The sequence below is a fragment of the Brachymonas denitrificans genome (assembly GCF_907163135.1).
Taxonomy (GTDB): Bacteria; Pseudomonadota; Gammaproteobacteria; order Burkholderiales; family Burkholderiaceae_C; genus Brachymonas; species Brachymonas denitrificans_A.
In genome coordinates this window covers 1,952,294-1,970,414 of sequence record NZ_CAJQUA010000001.1, presented here as the reverse complement: position 1 = coordinate 1,970,414, position 18,121 = coordinate 1,952,294, and the positions used below count along the sequence as shown (strand labels likewise).

Annotated in this window: 16 protein-coding genes; 11 read left to right on the top strand and 5 right to left on the bottom strand. The window is 67.2% G+C overall.

All coding sequences use genetic code 11. The features are described from left to right. Nucleotides 1-24 precede the first annotated feature (24 nt). The 3 genes from purH (at nucleotide 25) to KKQ75_RS09160 (ending at nucleotide 4,351) form a co-directional block, all read left to right on the top strand. Nucleotides 25-1,614 carry a bifunctional phosphoribosylaminoimidazolecarboxamide formyltransferase/IMP cyclohydrolase gene (gene purH / locus KKQ75_RS09170; protein WP_213361713.1) on the top strand — a complete coding sequence of 530 codons (1,590 nt, stop codon included), beginning with the start codon at nucleotides 25-27 and terminating at the stop codon, nucleotides 1,612-1,614. A 177-nt stretch (nucleotides 1,615-1,791) separates the two neighbouring features. Beyond that, nucleotides 1,792-2,142, top strand: a complete 351-nt coding sequence (locus tag KKQ75_RS09165) for a DUF2946 family protein (RefSeq protein ID WP_213361712.1) — start codon at nucleotides 1,792-1,794, stop codon at nucleotides 2,140-2,142. A gap of 91 nt (nucleotides 2,143-2,233) precedes the next feature. Beyond that, nucleotides 2,234-4,351: a TonB-dependent copper receptor gene (locus KKQ75_RS09160; protein WP_213361711.1), complete on the top strand. Its 2,118-nt coding sequence runs from the start codon at nucleotides 2,234-2,236 to the stop codon at nucleotides 4,349-4,351. Nucleotides 4,352-4,571: 220 nt separating this feature from the next. Here the strand turns inward: KKQ75_RS09160 and KKQ75_RS09155 are convergent, their stop codons facing one another. The 4 genes from KKQ75_RS09155 to hemL all read right to left on the bottom strand — a co-directional run bounded on the left by KKQ75_RS09155 (nucleotide 4,572) and on the right by hemL (nucleotide 9,430). Continuing rightward, nucleotides 4,572-5,744, bottom strand: a complete 1,173-nt coding sequence (locus KKQ75_RS09155) for a c-type cytochrome (protein ID WP_250131054.1) — start codon at nucleotides 5,742-5,744, stop codon at nucleotides 4,572-4,574. A 190-nt stretch (nucleotides 5,745-5,934) separates the two neighbouring features. Beyond that, nucleotides 5,935-7,137: an MFS transporter gene (locus KKQ75_RS09150; RefSeq protein ID WP_250131053.1), complete on the bottom strand. Its 1,203-nt coding sequence runs from the start codon at nucleotides 7,135-7,137 to the stop codon at nucleotides 5,935-5,937. 21 nt (nucleotides 7,138-7,158) lie between these two features. After that, nucleotides 7,159-8,079 carry an acyltransferase gene (locus KKQ75_RS09145; RefSeq protein WP_213361710.1) on the bottom strand — a complete coding sequence of 307 codons (921 nt, stop codon included), beginning with the start codon at nucleotides 8,077-8,079 and terminating at the stop codon, nucleotides 7,159-7,161. A 55-nt stretch (nucleotides 8,080-8,134) separates the two neighbouring features. Continuing rightward, on the bottom strand, nucleotides 8,135-9,430 hold the full coding sequence (gene hemL / locus KKQ75_RS09140) for a glutamate-1-semialdehyde 2,1-aminomutase (RefSeq protein WP_213361709.1): 1,296 nt from the start codon (nucleotides 9,428-9,430) through the stop codon (nucleotides 8,135-8,137). A 218-nt stretch (nucleotides 9,431-9,648) separates the two neighbouring features. On the opposite strand from hemL, the gene KKQ75_RS09135 reads away from it, so the two are divergent. Then, nucleotides 9,649-9,813: a rubredoxin gene (locus tag KKQ75_RS09135; protein ID WP_213362749.1), complete on the top strand. Its 165-nt coding sequence runs from the start codon at nucleotides 9,649-9,651 to the stop codon at nucleotides 9,811-9,813. Between the two features lie 95 nt (nucleotides 9,814-9,908). Continuing rightward, the gene (locus tag KKQ75_RS13145) at nucleotides 9,909-11,657 is read left to right on the top strand and encodes a hypothetical protein (protein WP_213361707.1); all 1,749 of its coding nucleotides are present in this window, start codon (nucleotides 9,909-9,911) and stop codon (nucleotides 11,655-11,657) included. A gap of 118 nt (nucleotides 11,658-11,775) precedes the next feature. On the opposite strand, the gene KKQ75_RS09125 is transcribed toward KKQ75_RS13145, so the two are convergent. Beyond that, nucleotides 11,776-13,374, bottom strand: a complete 1,599-nt coding sequence (locus KKQ75_RS09125) for a cryptochrome/photolyase family protein (RefSeq protein WP_250131052.1) — start codon at nucleotides 13,372-13,374, stop codon at nucleotides 11,776-11,778. A 77-nt stretch (nucleotides 13,375-13,451) separates the two neighbouring features. Here KKQ75_RS09125 and KKQ75_RS09115 point away from each other — a divergent pair, with 77 nt between their 5' ends. The 6 genes from KKQ75_RS09115 to KKQ75_RS09090 are packed head-to-tail and all read left to right on the top strand — an operon-like array spanning nucleotide 13,452 to nucleotide 18,120. Further along, complete coding sequence (locus KKQ75_RS09115) at nucleotides 13,452-14,048, top strand: YqgE/AlgH family protein (RefSeq protein WP_213361705.1); 597 nt, start codon at nucleotides 13,452-13,454, stop codon at nucleotides 14,046-14,048. Beyond that, the gene (gene ruvX, locus KKQ75_RS09110) at nucleotides 14,048-14,512 is read left to right on the top strand and encodes a Holliday junction resolvase RuvX (RefSeq protein WP_213361704.1); all 465 of its coding nucleotides are present in this window, start codon (nucleotides 14,048-14,050) and stop codon (nucleotides 14,510-14,512) included. Before KKQ75_RS09115 ends, ruvX begins: the two co-directional genes overlap by 1 nt. Beyond that, on the top strand, nucleotides 14,509-15,027 hold the full coding sequence (gene pyrR, locus KKQ75_RS09105) for a bifunctional pyr operon transcriptional regulator/uracil phosphoribosyltransferase PyrR (protein ID WP_213361701.1): 519 nt from the start codon (nucleotides 14,509-14,511) through the stop codon (nucleotides 15,025-15,027). The genes ruvX and pyrR overlap by 4 nt, the downstream gene beginning before the upstream one ends. Before the next feature lie 33 nt (nucleotides 15,028-15,060). Further along, nucleotides 15,061-16,026, top strand: a complete 966-nt coding sequence (locus KKQ75_RS09100) for an aspartate carbamoyltransferase catalytic subunit (RefSeq protein WP_213361699.1) — start codon at nucleotides 15,061-15,063, stop codon at nucleotides 16,024-16,026. Between the two features lie 12 nt (nucleotides 16,027-16,038). After that, complete coding sequence (locus KKQ75_RS09095; RefSeq protein WP_213361698.1) at nucleotides 16,039-17,355, top strand: dihydroorotase; 1,317 nt, start codon at nucleotides 16,039-16,041, stop codon at nucleotides 17,353-17,355. A 21-nt stretch (nucleotides 17,356-17,376) separates the two neighbouring features. Then, nucleotides 17,377-18,120 (top strand): lysophospholipid acyltransferase family protein, encoded by a 744-nt coding sequence (locus KKQ75_RS09090; RefSeq protein WP_213361697.1) that lies wholly within the window; start codon nucleotides 17,377-17,379, stop codon nucleotides 18,118-18,120. Nucleotide 18,121: the final 1 nt, after the last annotated feature.

Below are 18,121 nucleotides of genomic sequence, written 5' to 3'. Positions count from 1 at the left end.
CAAGAAAAAACCGAGGATCTCCTGATGACCACTCTGACCGCACTGCTGTCCGTGTCCGACAAGACCGGCATCGTCGAACTTGCCAAGGAACTGAACGCCCTGGGCGTGAAGCTGCTTTCCACCGGCGGCACCGCCAAGCTGCTGGCCGAGCAGGGCCTGCCCGTGACCGAAGTGGCCGACCACACCGGCTTTCCCGAGATGCTGGACGGCCGCGTCAAGACGCTGCATCCCAAGATCCACGGCGGCCTGCTGGCGCGCCGCGACCTGCCCGAGCACATGGCCGCGCTGGGCGAGCACGCCATCCCCACCATCGACATCCTGTGCGTGAACCTGTACCCGTTCGAGGCCACCGTGGCCAAGCCCGGCTGCACGCTGGCAGATGCGATCGAGAACATCGACATCGGCGGCCCGGCCATGGTGCGCTCCGCTGCCAAGAACTGGAAGGACGTGGCCGTGCTGACCGACGCCGGCCAGTACGAAAAAGTGATCGCCGAGCTGAAGCAAAACGGCAAGGTCAGCCTGCCCACCAAATTCGCTCTGTCCGTCGCCGCCTTCAACCGCATCGCCCAGTACGATGGCGCCATCAGCGACTACCTGTCGGCCATCAGTTTCGACGAAGCCAAGGTGGACGGCACGCCCGAGCGCGGCCAGTTCCCGGCCCAGGCCAACGGCATGTTCGTCAAGCTGCAGGATCTGCGCTATGGCGAGAACAGCCACCAGCAGGCCGCCTGGTACCGCGACCTGTACCCGGTGCCCGGCTCCATCGTCACCGGCGAGCAGCTGCAGGGCAAGGAACTGAGCTACAACAACATCGCCGATGCCGATGCGGCCTGGGAATGCGTCAAGCAGTTCGACGTGCCGGCCTGCGTGATCGTCAAGCATGCCAACCCCTGCGGCGTGGCCGTGGGCAAGGACGGCGCAGATGCCTACAGCAAGGCCTTCCAGACCGACCCGACCAGCGCCTTCGGCGGCATCATCGCCCTGAACCGCACGCTGGACAAGGCTGCGGCCGAGTTGATCGTCAAGCAGTTCGTCGAAGTGCTGATGGCCCCTGACTTCACGCCCGAGGCGCTGGAAGTGTTCAAGCCCAAGACCAATGTGCGCCTGATGAAGATCGCGCTGCCCGAAGGCGTGGCGCGCGTGGCCAACAGCATGGACATGAAGCGCGTTGGCGGCGGCCTGCTGCTGCAGACGTCCGACAACCACGAGCTGACAGCGGCCGACCTGAAAGTGGTGACCAAGCTGCAGCCCACGCCGCAGCAGATCGAGGACCTGCTGTTCGCCTGGAAGGTGGCGCAGTACGTCAAGAGCAACGCCATCGTGTTCTGCAAGGACGGCATGACCATGGGCGTGGGCGCCGGCCAGATGAGCCGCCTGGATTCCGCCCGCATCGCCTCCATCAAGGCCGAGCACGCCGGCCTGAGCTTGCAGGGCACGGCCGTGGCCAGCGACGCCTTCTTCCCGTTCCGTGACGGCCTGGACGTGGTGATCGACCACGGTGCCACCTGTGTGATCCAGCCGGGCGGCTCCATGCGTGACCAGGAAGTGATCGATGCCGCCGACGAGCGCGGCGTGGTGATGGTGTTCAGCGGCGTGCGTCATTTCCGCCACTGATCCGCCATGCCGGCTTGAGACGGATCAAGCTCTGATCGTGAGGGGAAGCTTTCGGGCTTCCCTTTTTCATGGGCGTGTCATACGGTGTGACAACTTGTACCGCTTTGTTTCTATAATTGCGATCCAGTGAAACTGTCCCGCCTGCAATCCCTCCGTCGTTCGCGCCCTGCGTGGCTGATGGCCCTGTTCGCAGCCTTGCTGCAACTGGCCATGGGCATGCAGAGCCTGCAGCACCAGGTGGGCATGGCGGGGCAGGCCGATCTGCTGGCGGTCTGTACGCCGACCGGCATCACCTGGGTGGCGGCAGATGCCCAGGGCGGCGACGAGCCGGATCCGGTTCCCGCTGCCCAGTCGCAGTGCGTGGTTTGTGCGGCGGCGGCCTTCCTGCCGCTGCTGCCGGAGATCGCCTCGCCGCTCCCTGCGCTGTCGGCCATCACGTTTGCACCTCTTCCGGCCCCGCAATGGTGGCCAGCCAGCGGGCCGCCGGTGGGCTTACCACTGGCGCGGGCTCCGCCGCAGCTTTCCTGAAGTTCTCCCTCTTTTTTCCGCTCTGACTGCTCCCCGGCCGTGCTGTATCCGGGGCCTGTCTCGGCTTGCCCCTCTTCAGGAAGTTGTTCTCATGGATTCCCGTACTTTTCTTTCCTTCGCCCTGACTCCCGTTGCCTGCGCCGTGCTGGCGCTGCCTGCTGTTGCTGCCGAACCGGTGCAGGATGCATCCGCCCCCGTGCAAGTCGCCCAGGCGACGCCCGCGGCCCCGGACGGCGAAGGCACCGACTACCGCGTTGTCGTGACTGGCGCCGGCACTGGTGCCAGCAAGCCGCTCGCCATCGTCACCGATCCACGCAAGGCGCGCCAGCCGATCCCGGCCCAGGACGGTGCGGACATCCTCAAGACCGTCCCCGGCTTCTCCGTGATCCGCAAGGGCGGCACCGATGGCGACCCGGTGCTGCGCGGCATGGCCGGCTCGCGCCTGAACGTGCTGCTGGACGGCGAGCACATCCTCGGCGGCTGCGGCGGCCGCATGGACCCGCCCACCGCCTACGTCTTCCCCGATTCCTATGACCGCCTGACCGTGCTCAAGGGCCCGCAGACCGTGCTGCACGGCCCCGGCAACTCGGCCGGCACCGTGCTGTTCGAGCGCGACCGTGAAGCACGCCCCGAGCAGCCCGGCCTCAAGGCCAACCTGAGCGGCACCGTCGGCAGCTTCGGCCGCCGCGACGTGATGGGCGATGTGAACTACGCCACGCCCGACCTGTATGTGCGCGGCACCGGCACCCACACCCGTTCGGATGACTACAAGGACGGCAGCGGCAACCCCGTGCATTCCTCCTACGAACGCTGGAGCGGCCGGGTGGCGCTGGGCCTGACGCCCGACGCCAACACGCTGTACGAATTGACCTATGGCCGCAGCGACGGCGAGGCCGCCTACGCCGATCGCATGATGGACGGCACCAAGTTCGACCGCGAGAACATCGGCCTGCGTTTCGAGAAGCGCAACATCTCCCCGCTGGTGCGCAAGATCGAGGCCAACGCCTACCGCAACTACGTGGATCACGTGATGGACAACTTCAGCATGCGCCCGGCTACCCCCGCGGCCATGCGCGCCGTGAGCAATCCGGATCGCGAAACCATCGGTGGCCGCGTGGCCGTGACGCTGCAGCCGGTCGACTCCACCCGCGTGATCACCGGCGTGGATATGCAGGAAAACCAGCACACCCTGCGCATGTCCAAGGGGATGCTGGCCGGCAGCGCTTACGAGTCCATGCCGCGCACGGAGGACGGCAAGTTCCGCCAGATCGGCCTGTTTGGTGAAGTGCACCACAATCTGGACGACAAGCAGCGCCTGATCGGTGGTGCGCGCGTGGACTGGTGGGATGCCACCGACCAGCGCATGACGCCCGGCCTGGCCACGCGCGGCCTCCAGCGCGACGACACCCTGCCCAGCGGCTTTGTGCGCTGGGAGCGTGACTTCGACCAGAGCAATGGCACGGTCTACGCCGGTCTGGGCCATGTGCAGCGCTTCCCGGATTTCTGGGAAACCGTGGGCGGCAACCGCCAGAGCGAAACCAGCAACAGCGCCTTCAACACCCGCCCGGAAAAAACCACCCAGCTGGATGTGGGCGTGAACTGGAAGAATGACCGTCTGAGCACCAGCCTGTCGGCCTTCTACAACCACATCGATGACTACATCCTGATCGATGCCTTCAACACCTCGGCGCGCTTTGGCAAGCCGGCGGGCAACCCCGCCGTGGTGCGCAATATCGACGCTCGCAGCTACGGGCTGGAAGCAGCGCTCAGCTATGCGCTCACGCCCCAGTGGAAGCTGGATGCCAGCGTCGCCCATGTGCGCGGCAAGAACCGCACGGACGGTACGCCGCTGGCACAGATGCCGCCGCTGGAAGGCAAGCTGGGCCTGAACTGGAGCAATGGCACCTGGAGCGCCGGCGCCCTGTGGCGCCTGGTGGCGCGTCAGGACCGCGTCGATCCGGGCAAGGGCAACATCGCCGGCCAGGACGTGGCAACGGCCACGCCGGGCTTCGGCACCCTGTCGCTCAACGGCAGCTACAAGGTCAACAAGCGCGTGCGCGTGATTGCCGGCGTGGACAACGTGTTCGACAAGACCTATGCCGAACACCTGTCGCGTTCCGGCAGCATGATCCCGGGCTACATCCAGACCGGCCGCATCAACGAGCCCGGCCGCAACTTCTGGCTGAAGACCACGGTGGCGCTGGACTGACGGCAATCGCGGTCACCGATCGTCACAGCTGTACGCCGGCCCGCCGCGTACAGTGCGAGGAAGCCTTCGGGCTTCCTTTTTTGCTGGAGCGCCCGTGCTGGGCGCACCAGCAAAAAGCCGCAGCGCCATCGTCGCTGCGGCTGCGCGTCAGTCCTTCGGGATGCTGGGCATGGCCTGAAGGCCGGCCGCCTGCGGGTGCGGCCGGAGCGTCAGAGGAAGATCAGCGTGCCGCGACCTTCTGCGCCTTGGCTTCGTCGGACTTCTTCTTCAGCTCGTCCTTCAGCTCCTTCATCTTCTCCTGCAGCGGCTGGAACGGACCGAAGCGGTGGTCTTCAGCCGTGGCGCCTGTCACATAGGGCGGGAAGGCGGCGTCGACCGGCTTGTTCCAGCGGGCCGGGAAGTCCTTGTCCAGACCGGCCTTGATCGGGCGCGGCTTGCTCAGCACGTAGCCGGCCACGTCAAATGCCTGCTCTTCGGTGAGCTGGGGCTTGTCGTGGGCCGTGCCCTGCGGCATGTTGGCGCGTATGAAGGCGGCGGCCGTCAGCATGCGGTTCATGCCGGCGCCGTTGTTGAAGGTGTCCTTGCCCCACAGCGGCGGGAAGGTGTAGCCGGCCGGCTCGCCCGGCTTGGCCGGTGCAGCACGCACGCCCTGGCCTTCCGGGCCATGGCAGACGGCGCAGGTCTGCTTGTAGATGGCCTCGCCGGCCACCAGGTCGACCTTGCGGTTGGGCGGGGTGTACTTCATCAGGCCCTGACCAACCACCTTGGTGCCCACCGGCACATCCTTGGACAGGAAGTGGATGTAGGTCGCGAAAGCCTTCATCTCCTTGCTGTCGAAGGGCAGGGACTTGCCGTTCATGCTGCGCTCCATGCAGCCGTTCACGCGCTCCTCGATGGTGCTGATGGTGTCTTCACGGCCGCGGTACTGCGGGAAGGTGGAGTGCGAGCCGACCCAGGACATGGCAAACGGCTTGGTGGCCGAAGCCTGGTGGCAGGAGGTGCAGGACAGGTTGTTGCCTGCATAGCGCATCTTCACGTCCTTCACCTCGGGGCCGATGTGGGCGTAGGTGCGCTCGGTGAGCTCCTTGCCGTACTTGACCATCTTGCCGTAGGCGTCGTCAGGCAGGCTGGCGGGATCGTAGGCGGCAGCCGGCTTCATGGCCATTTCGCCGTTGACCACCTGCGGTGCGGCAGCGGGGGCCGATGCAGCGGCAGAAGCTGCAGCCACGCTGGTGGAGGCCGCCGCAGATGCGGTTTGCGCTGCGGCCGACGCCGTCTCGGCAGCCGCACTGGCGGCTTGCGTGGTCGGTGCGGGGGATTCGGATTGGCCACATGCGGCCAGCATGGCAGCCACGGCCATCAGGGTGGGGGCCAGATAGAAACGGGTCGACATCAATACTACTCCTGTGTTCAAGGGAAAAACTACGTGCTCTGTCCCTGCCCGTTAGTGATTTATCTTTTTGTAAATTATCGCATCGAACACCATTTCGATAGTAAGGGCATGCCCGGATTGTGTCCAGCCGGACGTGGTGTGCCGGCGCAGGAAGCGGCGTGCTACGGGCGCTTTCGGGCGTTCCGGGCGCTCAGGCTGCCTTGGGCGGCAGCAGTCGGTAGCCGGCCAGCAGTGCGCCCAGCAGCGCCACGCTGACGGCGGCCACGGCACCGCGCCAGTGGCCCTGCGCATAGGCCAGCCCGCACAGCCAGGCGCCGAGAAAGCCGCCGCTGTAATAGGCCATGTAGTACAGCCCCGAGGCGAGCGAGCGCCCCGTTTCCACCTTGTGTGCGATGAAGCTGATGGTGGCAGATTGGGTGATGAAGATGCCGCTGGACATGATGGCCAGAGCCAGCACGATCAGCGGCACGCCGGGCAGCAGGGTGAGCCACAGCCCGAGCAGCGAGGTGCCCAGTGCCAGCAGGATGGTGCGGCGAAAACCCAGCCGCGGCAGCAGGCGCCCGGCAATCGGCGTCACCACCACCCCCAGCAGGTACACGGCGAAGATATTGCCCAGCGCTGCCGTGTCGAGGTGGTAGGGCGCATCGGCCAGGTACAGGTTGATGTAGGTGAAGCAGCCCACCAGCGCGAACAGCACGCACACGCCGAGCGCGCAGGCGGTGAGCACCGAGCGGTTGCGCAGGTGCCGGCCCAGCATCTGCAGGCCGCTGCGTACCTGCGGGTTGGCGACGAAATGGCGTGATGCGGGCAGGATGCGCCAGACCAGCACGGCACCCAGCAGATTCATCAGCGCCATCAGGACAAAGGCCTGCTGCCAGTGCATCACGGCGCTCAGGTGGCCGAGCAGGAAGCGGCCCAGGAAACCGCCCAGCACCGTGCCCGCCACATACACCGACATGGCGCGTGCCATGGCACGGGCGCGAAATTCCTCGCCGATGTACGCAATGGTGACCACGGTGATGCCAGGCACCGCCAGGCCCTGCAGAAAGCGCAGCACCACCATCCACTGGATGTCCGTCACGAAATACATCAGCGCCGTCGGGAGGGCAAGGAAGAACACCGAACCCACGATGATGGGCTTGCGCCCGAGCGCATCCGACAGCATGCCGGTGAATGGCGCCGTGAGTGCCACGGCCAGCACGGTGGCGCCCACGGTGGTGCCCACCTGCACCGCGCTGGCCTGGAAATCGCGCACCAGCAGCGGCAGGATGGCCTGCACCGAATAGACCTGCACAAAGGCGAAAACGCCGATCAGGCCGAAGGTGAGCAGCAGCATGGGCCCCGGATTCGCATCGGCGGGGGATGCGGAGGAGGATGCCGGGGAACGGGACATGGAACTGCGGAACGCGGACGCTCAGGCCGCTTCGGGGCGGGATGGGGGCGGCAGGTCGGAGTCGGCGGGGGCTTCGGCTGCGGCAGGTGCGCCGCCATGCAGGATCTGCTCGAGCTGCGCGTCCTTGGCCTTCCAGATGCGCTGGATCCAGCGCTGCAGGCCGATGGGGGAGATCGGCTGATCCGGCGCCGGGCGCAGGTTGTGCGGCACCGGCAGCTGCTGCACCTGCACCACCACCTCGCTCAGGCGGCCGGCCAGCACGTCGCCGAAGGTGGGCACGCCGTTGGGATAGGCAATGGTCACGTCCAGCACCTGGGTGAACATGTCGCCCATGGTTTCCAGTGCCATGCCCACGCCGCCGCTCTTGGGCTTGAGCAGGTGCTTGTAGGGCGACTTTTGCGCCGCATGCTTTTCGGGCGTGAAGCGCGTGCCTTCGGCAAAGCTGATCAGCGATGTGGGGATCAGGCGGAACTTTTCGCAGGCCTTGCGGGCGTTTTCCAGATCCTGCTGCACGGTGGCGGCGCCGCCGCGTTTCATGAACGGAAAGTCCAGCGCCCACCACACCAGACCGATCACGGGCACGTAGATCAGTTCATGCTTGATGAAGAACTTCAGGAAGGGCGCGCGGCGGTTCAGGATGGTCTGCAGCACCAGAATGTCGACCCAGCTCTGGTGGTTGCTGATGACCAGATACCAGGATTTGGTGTTCAGCCCGTCCAGGCCGGAGACTTTCCAGCGCGTGCGGTTGATGGCATTGATCCAGGCGCCGTTGACGCTGACCCAGCCGGTAGCGATGCTGTTGAGCGCGTGGTCGCACAGCGCGCGCACGGGCTTGAACGGCAGCAGGAACTTGAGCAGGGCGAACGGCAGCATCAGCAGCGCGCCGGCCAGGGTATTAAGGGCCACCAGCAGGCTGGCCAGCACCGTGTAGATTGCAGACATGGACTTCGTCAGTCAGTAAGGAAACAGCAGGCCGGCCACCGGGCCGGCACGGCAATCAGGCCAGGGTGCGGAACACCTCGGCGGCGACGGCGATGGACTGGTCGATATCGGCGTCGGTATGGGCGGCGCTGACGAAACCGGCTTCGTACAGCGCGGGAGCGATGTAGACGCCGCCATCGAGCAGGCCGTGGAACAGCTTGTTGAAGCGGGCGCCGTCGGTCTTCATTACCTGCTGGTAGTTCTGCGGCAGTTCGTTCATCAGGAAGAAGCCGAACATGCCGCCCTGGCTGTCGGTGCAGAAGGGCAGGCCGGCCGCATCGGCCGCAGCCTGCAGGCCCTGCATCAGGCGCTGCGTCTTGGCCGAGAGCGCCTCGTAGAAGCCGGGTTTCTGGATTTCGCGCAGCGTGGCCAGGCCGCAGGCGGTGGCGACCGGGTTGCCGGACAGGGTGCCGGCCTGGTACACGCCGCCCAGCGGGGAGATGTGTTCCATTACGGCGCGCTTGCCGCCGAAGGCCGCCAGCGGCATGCCGCCGCCGATCACCTTGCCCATTACGGTGATGTCCGGCTCCACGCCGAGCACCGACTGGGCGCCATGCAGCGCCACGCGGAAGCCCGTCATCACCTCGTCGATGATGAGCAGAGCACCGTGCTGCGTGCACAGTTCGCGGATGCGCTGGGCAAAGGCCTGGGTCGGGCGCACGAAGTTCATGTTGCCGGCAATCGGTTCCATGATCACGCAGGCCAGCTCGCTGCCGTGCAGGGCAAAGGCCTCTTCCAGCTGCTGCAGGTTGTTGTACTCGAGCACCACGGTGTCCTGCACCACGGCTTCGGGCACGCCGGCACTGGTGGCCGCGCCGAAGGTGGCCAGACCCGAGCCGGCCTTCACCAGCAGGGCATCGGCATGGCCGTGGTAGCAGCCTTCGAACTTGATGATGCGGTTGCGGCCGGTAGCGCCACGGGCCAGACGGATGGCGCTCATGCCGGCTTCGGTGCCGGAAGAGACCAGACGCACCATCTCCACGCTGGGCATGATCTTGATGATTTCCTCGGCCAGCTCGATCTCGCGCTCGGTCGGCGCACCGAAGGAGAAGCCTTCCAGCACGGCCTTCTGCACCGCCTCGAGCACGGCGGGGTGGCCGTGGCCCAGGATCATCGGGCCCCAGGAGCCGATGTAGTCGATATAGCGCTGGTCGTTGGCATCCCAGAAATAGGCGCCCTGGGCGCGCTGCACGAAGCGCGGCGTGCCGCCGACGGCGCGGAAGGCGCGTACGGGCGAGTTCACGCCACCGGGAATCACGCGCTGGGCGCGCTCGAACAGGATCTGGTTCTGGTCAGGAGTGGAGGTTTGCATCGTTTTCCGGGGCCGGGGCGCCGCGCATGGGGCCGCCGATGGCAATGAAAGGGCAAGGGCAGCCAGGGGGCTGCAAAGCAGCGAGTTTACCGCGCTGGCAGGTATTCGGGTAGCCTGACCGGCTTCTTAAGAGGGGCATGCGCCATCTCCCTTCGCATGGAGAGACTGGATAGAATCGGTTTTTATTTGCCTGATTGCGGAGACGAGTTGTGCCCGAAATGAAGACCTGGATGTGCCTGATCTGCGGCTGGATCTACGACGAAGAGGCCGGCGACCCCGAACATGGCATTGCCCCCGGCACCCGCTGGGAAGACGTGCCCGTCGACTGGACCTGTCCGGAATGCGGCGCCGGCAAGGCCGATTTCCAGATGGCGCAGTTCTGACACTGTGCCATTGCAGGCAGGGCGCGGGAGCCCGGCCTGTCCGCGCCGGCTGCGGCCGGCAATCCGATCCGACCGCGTGAGCGAAAGCACCTTCCATGACGCAGAACGACCCGGCTTCCCCCCAAGCGCCAGCCAGCTGGCAGACTCCCCAACGCGGCGTGCTGGCACGCCTGTTTGATGGAGTGCAATCGGCACTGCCGTCCTGGCTGGGGGAGGGGGCCGAACAGGCCGATGCCTGGGTGCTGGCGGCGGAGCGGCTGGGCCAGGCGGTGCAAGCCATGGAACAGGCCGGACGCCCGGCCCCGGCCCGGCTGGTACGTGCCATGGAGCGTGCCGTGGCGCGCGTGGCCGCGCAGCCCGAACTGCGCACCATGGACAACGCCAGCCTGATCCAGCAGGCCAGCGTGGCGCTGCGCAGCTATGTGGATCATACCCGCAATGCCTGCCCCGAGGATGCGCGCGCGCTGTTCCCGGTGTACCAGCCGGTGGCGGCGCTGGCGAGGCTGGACCGCTGCGAGCCGGCGGATCTGTGGCGCTGGCATCCGTTTCCGTGGAAGCCGGTATCTGCGACCTTGCTGCCGGCGGTGGAGGCGGGCGATCTCTACGAGTGTGCCCTGCGCGTGTTCCGCGAACAGGAGCCGCAGGCGCTGCTGGCGCTGGCGAATGTGGCCGGAGCGCAGGCGGCAGTGGCTGGTGGGGCTTCTCTGACGACCTGCTGGCAGTTGCTGGCTGCCGTGCTGCAGTTGCGCGCGGCAGGGGCGCTGGAATGGGATCGCTTGCTGCAGCGTGCCGTTTCCGGGATGGTGGCGCAGCATGCGCGGGCGCGTCGCGGCCAGCCCGCAGATGCGGCGCAGCTGGAGGCGCTGGCGCAGGACATGCTGTTTCTGCTGGCCCAAGGCGTGCCGTTGCTGCCGGAGGGCGAACAGCCGCTGGCGCGGGCGCTGGCGGATGCCTATGGCGTGCTGCCGCAGCCGCCGGTGGTGGTGCGGGTGGATACCGCGCAGGCGCGTGCGCTGCTGGCGGAATCTGCGCAGGGTCTGCCGGAGGACGCCGTCAAGACGCTGGGCGAGTTGCGCATGCCGCAGGACATGTACAACGCCTATCTGCAGTCGGCCGATGCCTGGTCGCGCGAGTTGGTGCAGCAACTCAACCGCTGGGCGCGCCAGCCGGCGCATCCGGTGCCCGCCTCGGCGCTGGGTTTATCGGCGCAGCTGGCGCGTGCTTCCGCCCAGATCGGGCTGGATGAACTGGCCACGCTGGGCCATGCCATCGAGCGGGCATTGGTGGCGCTGCAGGTGCGCATGGCGCGCGGGGAAGAGGCCGAGCTGCTGCATCAGGCCGCCACGGTGCTGGGGCATGAGCTGCATCAGGTGGCGGTGGATTTCGTGCGGCCGGTGCCGGGGGCGCTGCTGGAGCAGTTGGCCGCGCTGGCGCAGGCGCCCGACCGCGAACGGGTGGTGCTGCCCTTGCCGGAACCGGCGCTGGGAGTAACCGCCGTGGATGTGCAGGCCTTGCCCGAGCAGAAACAGGGCGAGGAATGGCGTGCCTTTCTTGCCAGCGGGCTGGCGCAGGTGCAGCAGGTGCAGGCCGTGCTCAAGCAGTGGGAGGCGCGGCCGGACAATGCGGGGGCCAGCAGTGAATGTCTGCGCTTGTTGCAGGGCTTGCAGCAATCCGCTCGCGAGGCCGGGGCTGCCTCGCTGCTGCCGCTGGTGCAGGTTGCGCTGTCGGAACGTGCGCTGTTGCGGGTGCGGGATGTCGAGGCGCCGGATCGGCTGCAGCCCTTGCAACAGGCGGTGCAGGGGCTGGAGAACGGTTTCCGGAACAGTCTGGCCGAGTCAGCCTGAAACCGGGTCTGACGGAGCCCGCGCTGCCCGGCGCGCAGCATTGTCTGAATGACGCCTGCCTAGTCCGGAAATCTCGTGAGGGCCACTGCCTCGGCCCACGGTGTCTGCTGGTCCATGTTCAGCGTCGTCGCTCCTGCCGCAAGGCCGCATGCCGCTGCAACGCCGCCCGCCGCGCTTCCCCCAGATCCACAATAGGCGCGGGATAGTCCACCCCCAGCGTAATCCCCGCCGCCTCCAGCTCGATCGGCGACGCGCGCTCCGGCGCGTGGATTTCCTCATCCGGCAATCGCGCCAGTTCCGGCAGGTAACGCCGCAGGAACTTGCCTTGCGCGTCGTACTGCAGGCTTTGCGCCGTCGGGTTGAAGATGCGGAACCACGATTGCGCGTCGCAGCCGGTGCCTGCCGCCCATTGCCAGTTGCCGTTGTTGCTGGCCAGTTCGTAGTCGTTGAGATGCTCGGCAAAGTGGCGCTCGCCCCAGCGCCAGTCCACACCGAGCTGGCGCGTGAGAAAGCTGGCTGCCACCATGCGCAGCCGGTTGTGCATGTAGCCGGTAGCGTGCAACTGGCGCATGCCGGCATCCACCAGCGGAAAACCGGTCTGGCCGGCGCACCAGGCGGCAAACAGCTTGCGGCCATGCGCGCCATGGTCCCAGGGCAGGCGGTCCATGTCCTTCTGGAAGGCATGCTCCACCACATGCGGAAAATGCGCCAGCAGCTGGATGTAGAACTCGCGCCAGACCAGTTCCACCAGCCATTTGGTGGCGCCGGGGTCGCCCTGGCGGTAGCGCTCCCAGGCCAGCCGCGCCACTTCGCGGATGCCGAGCGTGCCGAAGCGCAGGTGCACGCCCAGATAGCTCGGCCCGCGCACAGCCGGGTAGTCGCGGGTGAGGTGATAGTGGTCCATGCGGGCGGCAAATTCCTGCCACTGCGCCTGCGCGCCGGCGCTGCCGGGATAGAGCGCAAGCTGCCTCAGGTTGGTGGCATGAAAGCCCAGGTCCTGCAGGCTGGGCAGGGGCTGGCGCCAGGCGGCCGGGCGGGGCGCCAGATGCGCGGCATGGGCCTCGACTTCGTAGGCACGAAGGTGGAAGGGCGTGAGCTGTGCCAGCCATTGCGCGCAATAGCTGGAGAACTGCGCGTGCGGCGTGCCGCTGGGGCTCAGCACCTCGTCCCGTTCGAACACCACATGGTCCTTGGTGGTGCGCAGCGAAATGCCGGCGTTGGCCAGGCCGCCGCGCACCTGGTTGTCGCGCGCAATCGCGGCGGGTTCGTAGTCGTGGTTGGTGAACACGGCCTGCACGTGCAGCGCCTGCGCCAGTTCGGGCAGCAGGGTGCGCGCGGGGCCGTGCAGCACGATCAGGCCGTGTGCCGGCTGTCCGGGGGCGCTCGAATCAGTCGGATCGGGGACGGTTCCGGCACTGCCCGTGCCGTTTGCGCCTGCAGCACCCGCGGCCATCCCCGGGCCAGCGCCGGTGCCCGACCCCAAGCTGGCAGCAGCCAGCTCCCGCAACTCCGCATCCAGCGCTCGCACACTGTGGTGGATAAACTCCACCCGCCGATCCGCCCGCGGCAGTGGGTCGAGCAATTCGCTGTCGAACACGAACACGCAATACACCCGCCGGCAGCTGCGCAGGGCGTGAAACAGCGCCGCGTTGTCCTGGCAGCGCAGGTCGCGGCGGAACCACATCAGGCCGGCATCGAACTGTTCGGGAGCGTGCATCGGAAATCCGCAGGAGAAGGGGGCCGGAAGCCGGCGCCGGGCACGCACGGCCGACGCGAAGCCTCTAGAATGACGGCATGTCTTCCGATTCTGCCTCAACGCTGGATTTGGCGCAGCATTTCCTGATCGCCATGCCGGGCATGGAGGATGACCTGTTCGCGCAAAGCGTGGTCTACATCTGCGAGCACGGCGCCCATGGCGCGCTCGGTCTGGTCATCAACAAGCCGGCCGATCTGCTGCTCGACGACCTGTTCGAGCAGGTGGCCATGCCGCTGGGGCGCCAGGATCTGCAGGGAAGTTCCATCCTCTGGGGCGGGCCGGTGCAGACCGAGCGTGGCTTCGTGCTGCACCCGCGCGTGGAAGACCCAGAATCCAAACTCTCCGCCTACGACTCGTCCATGACCATGGCCGACGGCCTGCAGCTCACCACCTCGCGCGACATCCTGCAGGAACTCTCCGAAGGCCGCGGCCCCGAGCGCCTGCTGGTCACGCTGGGCTATTCCGCCTGGGATGGCGGCCAGCTGGAAGATGAGCTCAAGCGCAACAGCTGGCTCACCGTGCCCGCGTCGCACGCCGTGATGTTCGACACCCCGGTGTCGCAGCGCTATGAGAAGGCGATGGAACTGCTCGGCATCCATCCCGGCATGCTGTCTTCTGCTGCGGGGAGGGCCTGATGGCGCAGCCCCTGATCCATGGCGTGACGGTGGACGACCTGTTCCAGGTGCCGGGCCAGCCGCCGCTGGTCGATCCGCAGCCGTTCCAGAGCTTTCTGGCACTGGACTACGGCAAGAAGCGCACCGGCGTGGCCACCGGCAACCGCATGCTGGGCCGCGCCACTCCAGGCAAGAGCATCGCCGCCACCGGCGACGCCCGCTTTGCTGCCGTGGCCGCCCTGATCGCCGAGTGGCAGCCGCAGGCACTGGTGATCGGCATTCCCTACCATCCCGACGGCGCCGCGCACGAGAACACGCGCCGCGCCACCAACTTCGGCCGCCAGCTGTCGCAACGCTTCAAGTTGCCGGTCTACACGGTGGACGAGCGCTACAGCACCACCGAGGCGCTTGCCAGCGGCGCGGCCGATGCTGACGCGACGGCCGCCTGTATCATCCTCGAACAGTTTTTCAACACCCTGCCATGACCGATTCCACCCCCGCCACCGGCGCCCTGATGCTCGACGCCGAAGCCCTGTACCAGACCCTGGCACGCCAGATCGAGCGCATCCGCACGCCCGAAACGCAGTTTGCCGGCATCACCTCCGGCGGCGCCTGGCTGGCGCAGCGCCTGCAGCAGGACTGGGGCCTGGGCCCGGTCGGCACCATCTCCACCGCCATGCACCGCGATGACTTTGCCAAGCGCGGCCTGGCGGTGACGGCGCAGACGCAGATGCCGTTCGAGGTGGACGGCGCCCACATCATCGTGCTGGACGACGTGCTCTACACCGGCCGCACGGTGCGCGCGGCGCTCAACGAAATTTTCGACTACGGCCGCCCCGCCAGCGTGAAGCTGGCCGTGCTGGTCGACCGTGGTGGTCGCCAGCTGCCCGTCGAGGCCGATATTGCCGCCGCCCGCCTGCAGCTCGCGCCCGGCCAGTCGCTGGCGCTGGCACGTGCCGACGATGGCAGCTTCAGCTTCCGTCTCAAGCCCAGCAAATAAAGCATTCCGCAAAGTCTCCAGGAGCCTCTTCCGATGCGCCCGTCCCGCAACCCGCAGCTCAACAAGAACGGCGAGCTGATCCATCTGCTGTCGCCCGAAGGCCTTTCGCGCGACATCCTCACCCACATTCTCGACACCGCCGCGCAGTTTGTCAGCGTGAGCGACCGCGAGGTCAAGAAGGTGCCGCTGCTGCGCGGCAAGAGCGTGTTCAACCTGTTCTTCGAGAACAGCACGCGCACGCGCACCACTTTCGAGATCGCGGCCAAGCGCCTGAGCGCGGACGTATTCAACCTCGACATCGCGCGCTCCTCCACCGCCAAGGGCGAGAGCCTGCTGGACACCATTGCCAACCTGAGCGCGATGGCGGCCGACATCTTCGTGGTGCGCCATAGCGAAAGCGGCGCGCCCTACCTGATCGCGCAGAACGTGGCACCGCACGTGCACGTGATCAACGCCGGCGACGGCCGCCATGCGCACCCGACGCAGGGCCTGCTCGACATGTTCACCATCCGCCACTACAAGGGCGATTTCACCAAGCTGCGCGTGGCCATCGTGGGCGACGTGCTGCACTCGCGCGTGGCGCGCAGCGACATCCATGCGCTCAACATCCTGGGTTGCCCGGAAGTGCGCGTGGTGGGGCCGCAGACGCTGGCGCCGGACAGCTTCGGCCCGATGGGCGTGCGCGTGTTCAACAACCTGGAAGAGGGCATCCAGGATTGCGACGTGGTGATCATGTTGCGCCTGCAGAACGAGCGCATGAGTGGCGCGCTGCTGCCGAGCAGCCAGGAATACTTCAAGAGCTTCGGCCTCACGCCCGAGAAGCTGCAGCGCCATGCCAGGCCCGATGCCATCGTGATGCACCCGGGCCCGATCAACCGCGGCGTGGAGATCGACTCCGCCGTGGCCGATGGCAAGCACAGCGTGATCCTGCCGCAGGTGACCTTCGGCATCGCGGTGCGCATGGCCGTGATGAGCATCGTTGCCAGCCATGACGCCTGAGGGAGAACCGACATGAAGACACTGATCCAGGGCGCACGCCTGCTCAACCCGGCCGATGGTTCTGACCAGCAGGCCGATATCGCCATTGCGGCCGGCCGCATCATCGCCGTCGGCACGGTGCCGGCCGATTTCGTGCCGCAACGCACGCTCGACGCCAGCGGCTGCTACGTGCTGCCGGGGCTGGTCGATCTGGCCGTGCGTCTGCGCGAGCCGGGACAGGAACACGCGCGCATGCTCGAGAGCGAGATGCATGCGGCCGTAGCCGGGGGCGTCACCAGCCTGGTGTGCCCGCCCGATACCGAACCGGTGCTGGATGAATCCGGCCTGGTGGAAATGCTGCGTTTCCGTGCAGCACGGCTGCGCCAGGCGCGGGTGTTCCCGCTCGGGGCCTTGACGCGCCAGCTCAAGGGTGAAGTCCTGACCGAGATGGTCGAGCTGACCGAGTCGGGCTGCGTCGGCTTCTCGCAGGCCGATGTCACCATCCGCAACACCCAGGTGCTGCAGCGTGCGCTGCAGTACGCGAGCACGTTCGGCTTTACCGTTTGGCTGCGCCCCGAGGACGCCTGGCTGGGCGGCGGCGTGGCCGCCAGCGGCGCGCTGGCGCAGCGCATGGGCCTGTCCGGCGTGCCGGTTCTGGCCGAAACCATCGCCATCATGACCATCGTCGAAATGATGAAGGTGACCGGCGCGCGCGTGCACCTGTGCCGTCTGTCCAGCGCCGCGGCGGTGGAACTGGTGCGCCAGGCCAAGGCCGCCGGCCTGCCGCTGAGCTGCGACGTGAGCATCAACTCGCTGCACCTGACCGATGTGGACATGGGCTACTTCGACAGCCGCGCGCGCCTGAACCCGCCGCTGCGCCAGCAGGGCGACCGTGCCGCGCTGCGTGCCGCGCTGGCCGATGGCACCATCGACGCGCTGGTGAGCGACCACAACCCCATCGACGAGGACCACAAGGTGCTGCCGTTTGCCGAGGCCGAGCCCGGTGCCACCGGCGTGGAGCTGCTGCTGGCGCTGGCGCTGAAATGGGCGCAGGAAGACGGCGTACCGCTGCTGCAGGCCATTGCCACGGTCACCAGCCGCGCCGCAGGCGTGCTGGGTGATTCCCTGGGCACCCTGGCGGCCAGTGCCGGCCAGATCGTGGCTGGTGGCGTGGCCGACCTGTGCATCTGGGATCCGGCTGCCGAATGGGAGGTAACGCCGGACGAGCTGCTCAGCCAGGGCAAGTACACGCCGTTCGAGGGCATGCGTCTGCAGGGCCGTGTGCGCGCCACCGTAGTGGACGGGCAGATCGCCTTCGAGGCCAGCCAGCGGGCGGCACAGCCGGCCTGATCCAGTCTTCTCGACCTGTCTATGCAAACCAGTACCTGGCGTGGCCTGGGGCGTCTCGTGCGCCTGGTGGCCCATATCCTGGCAGGCTTCTGGATCGTCTACGCGCGCTTCCCGCGCCTGGGCGAGGCCGAGCGCCGCGCCACCGTACAGCGCTGGGCGGCCGAGGCGGTGCGCCGCTGCGGCATCACGCTGCAGGTGCGCGGCACGCCGGCCGAGGCAGGGCCGGACGGCCTGATGCTGGTGGCCAACCACATCTCCTGGGTCGACATCCCGACCATCCACGCGATCCGCTTCTGCCGCTTCATCTCCAAGTCGGAAGTGAAGCGCTGGCCGGTGATCGGCCGGCTGGCCGATTCGGCCGATACGCTGTATCTGGAGCGCACCTCGCGCCGGGATGCACACCGGGTGCTGCACACCATGGCGGAGCGCCTGCAGCAGGGCGATGTGCTGGCCTTCTTCCCCGAGGGCACGACCAGCGAAGGCATCGATCTGCTGCCATTCCATGCCAACCTCCTGCAGGCGGCCATCAGCGTGGATGCGCCGGTGCAGCCGGTGGCGCTGCAGTTTCTGGATGCGCAGGGCCGGCTGAACCAGGCGCCTTGCTATATCGGGGACGACACGCTGCTCGAGTCGCTCTGGCGCACGGTACGTGCCGAAGGCGTGGTGGCGCGGGTGACCTTTGGCGAACCCGAGCGCGCAAAGGGGCGCAGTCGGCAGCAGTGGGCGCAGGACTTGCGGCAAACCGTGGCGGAACTGCGGCGCTGAG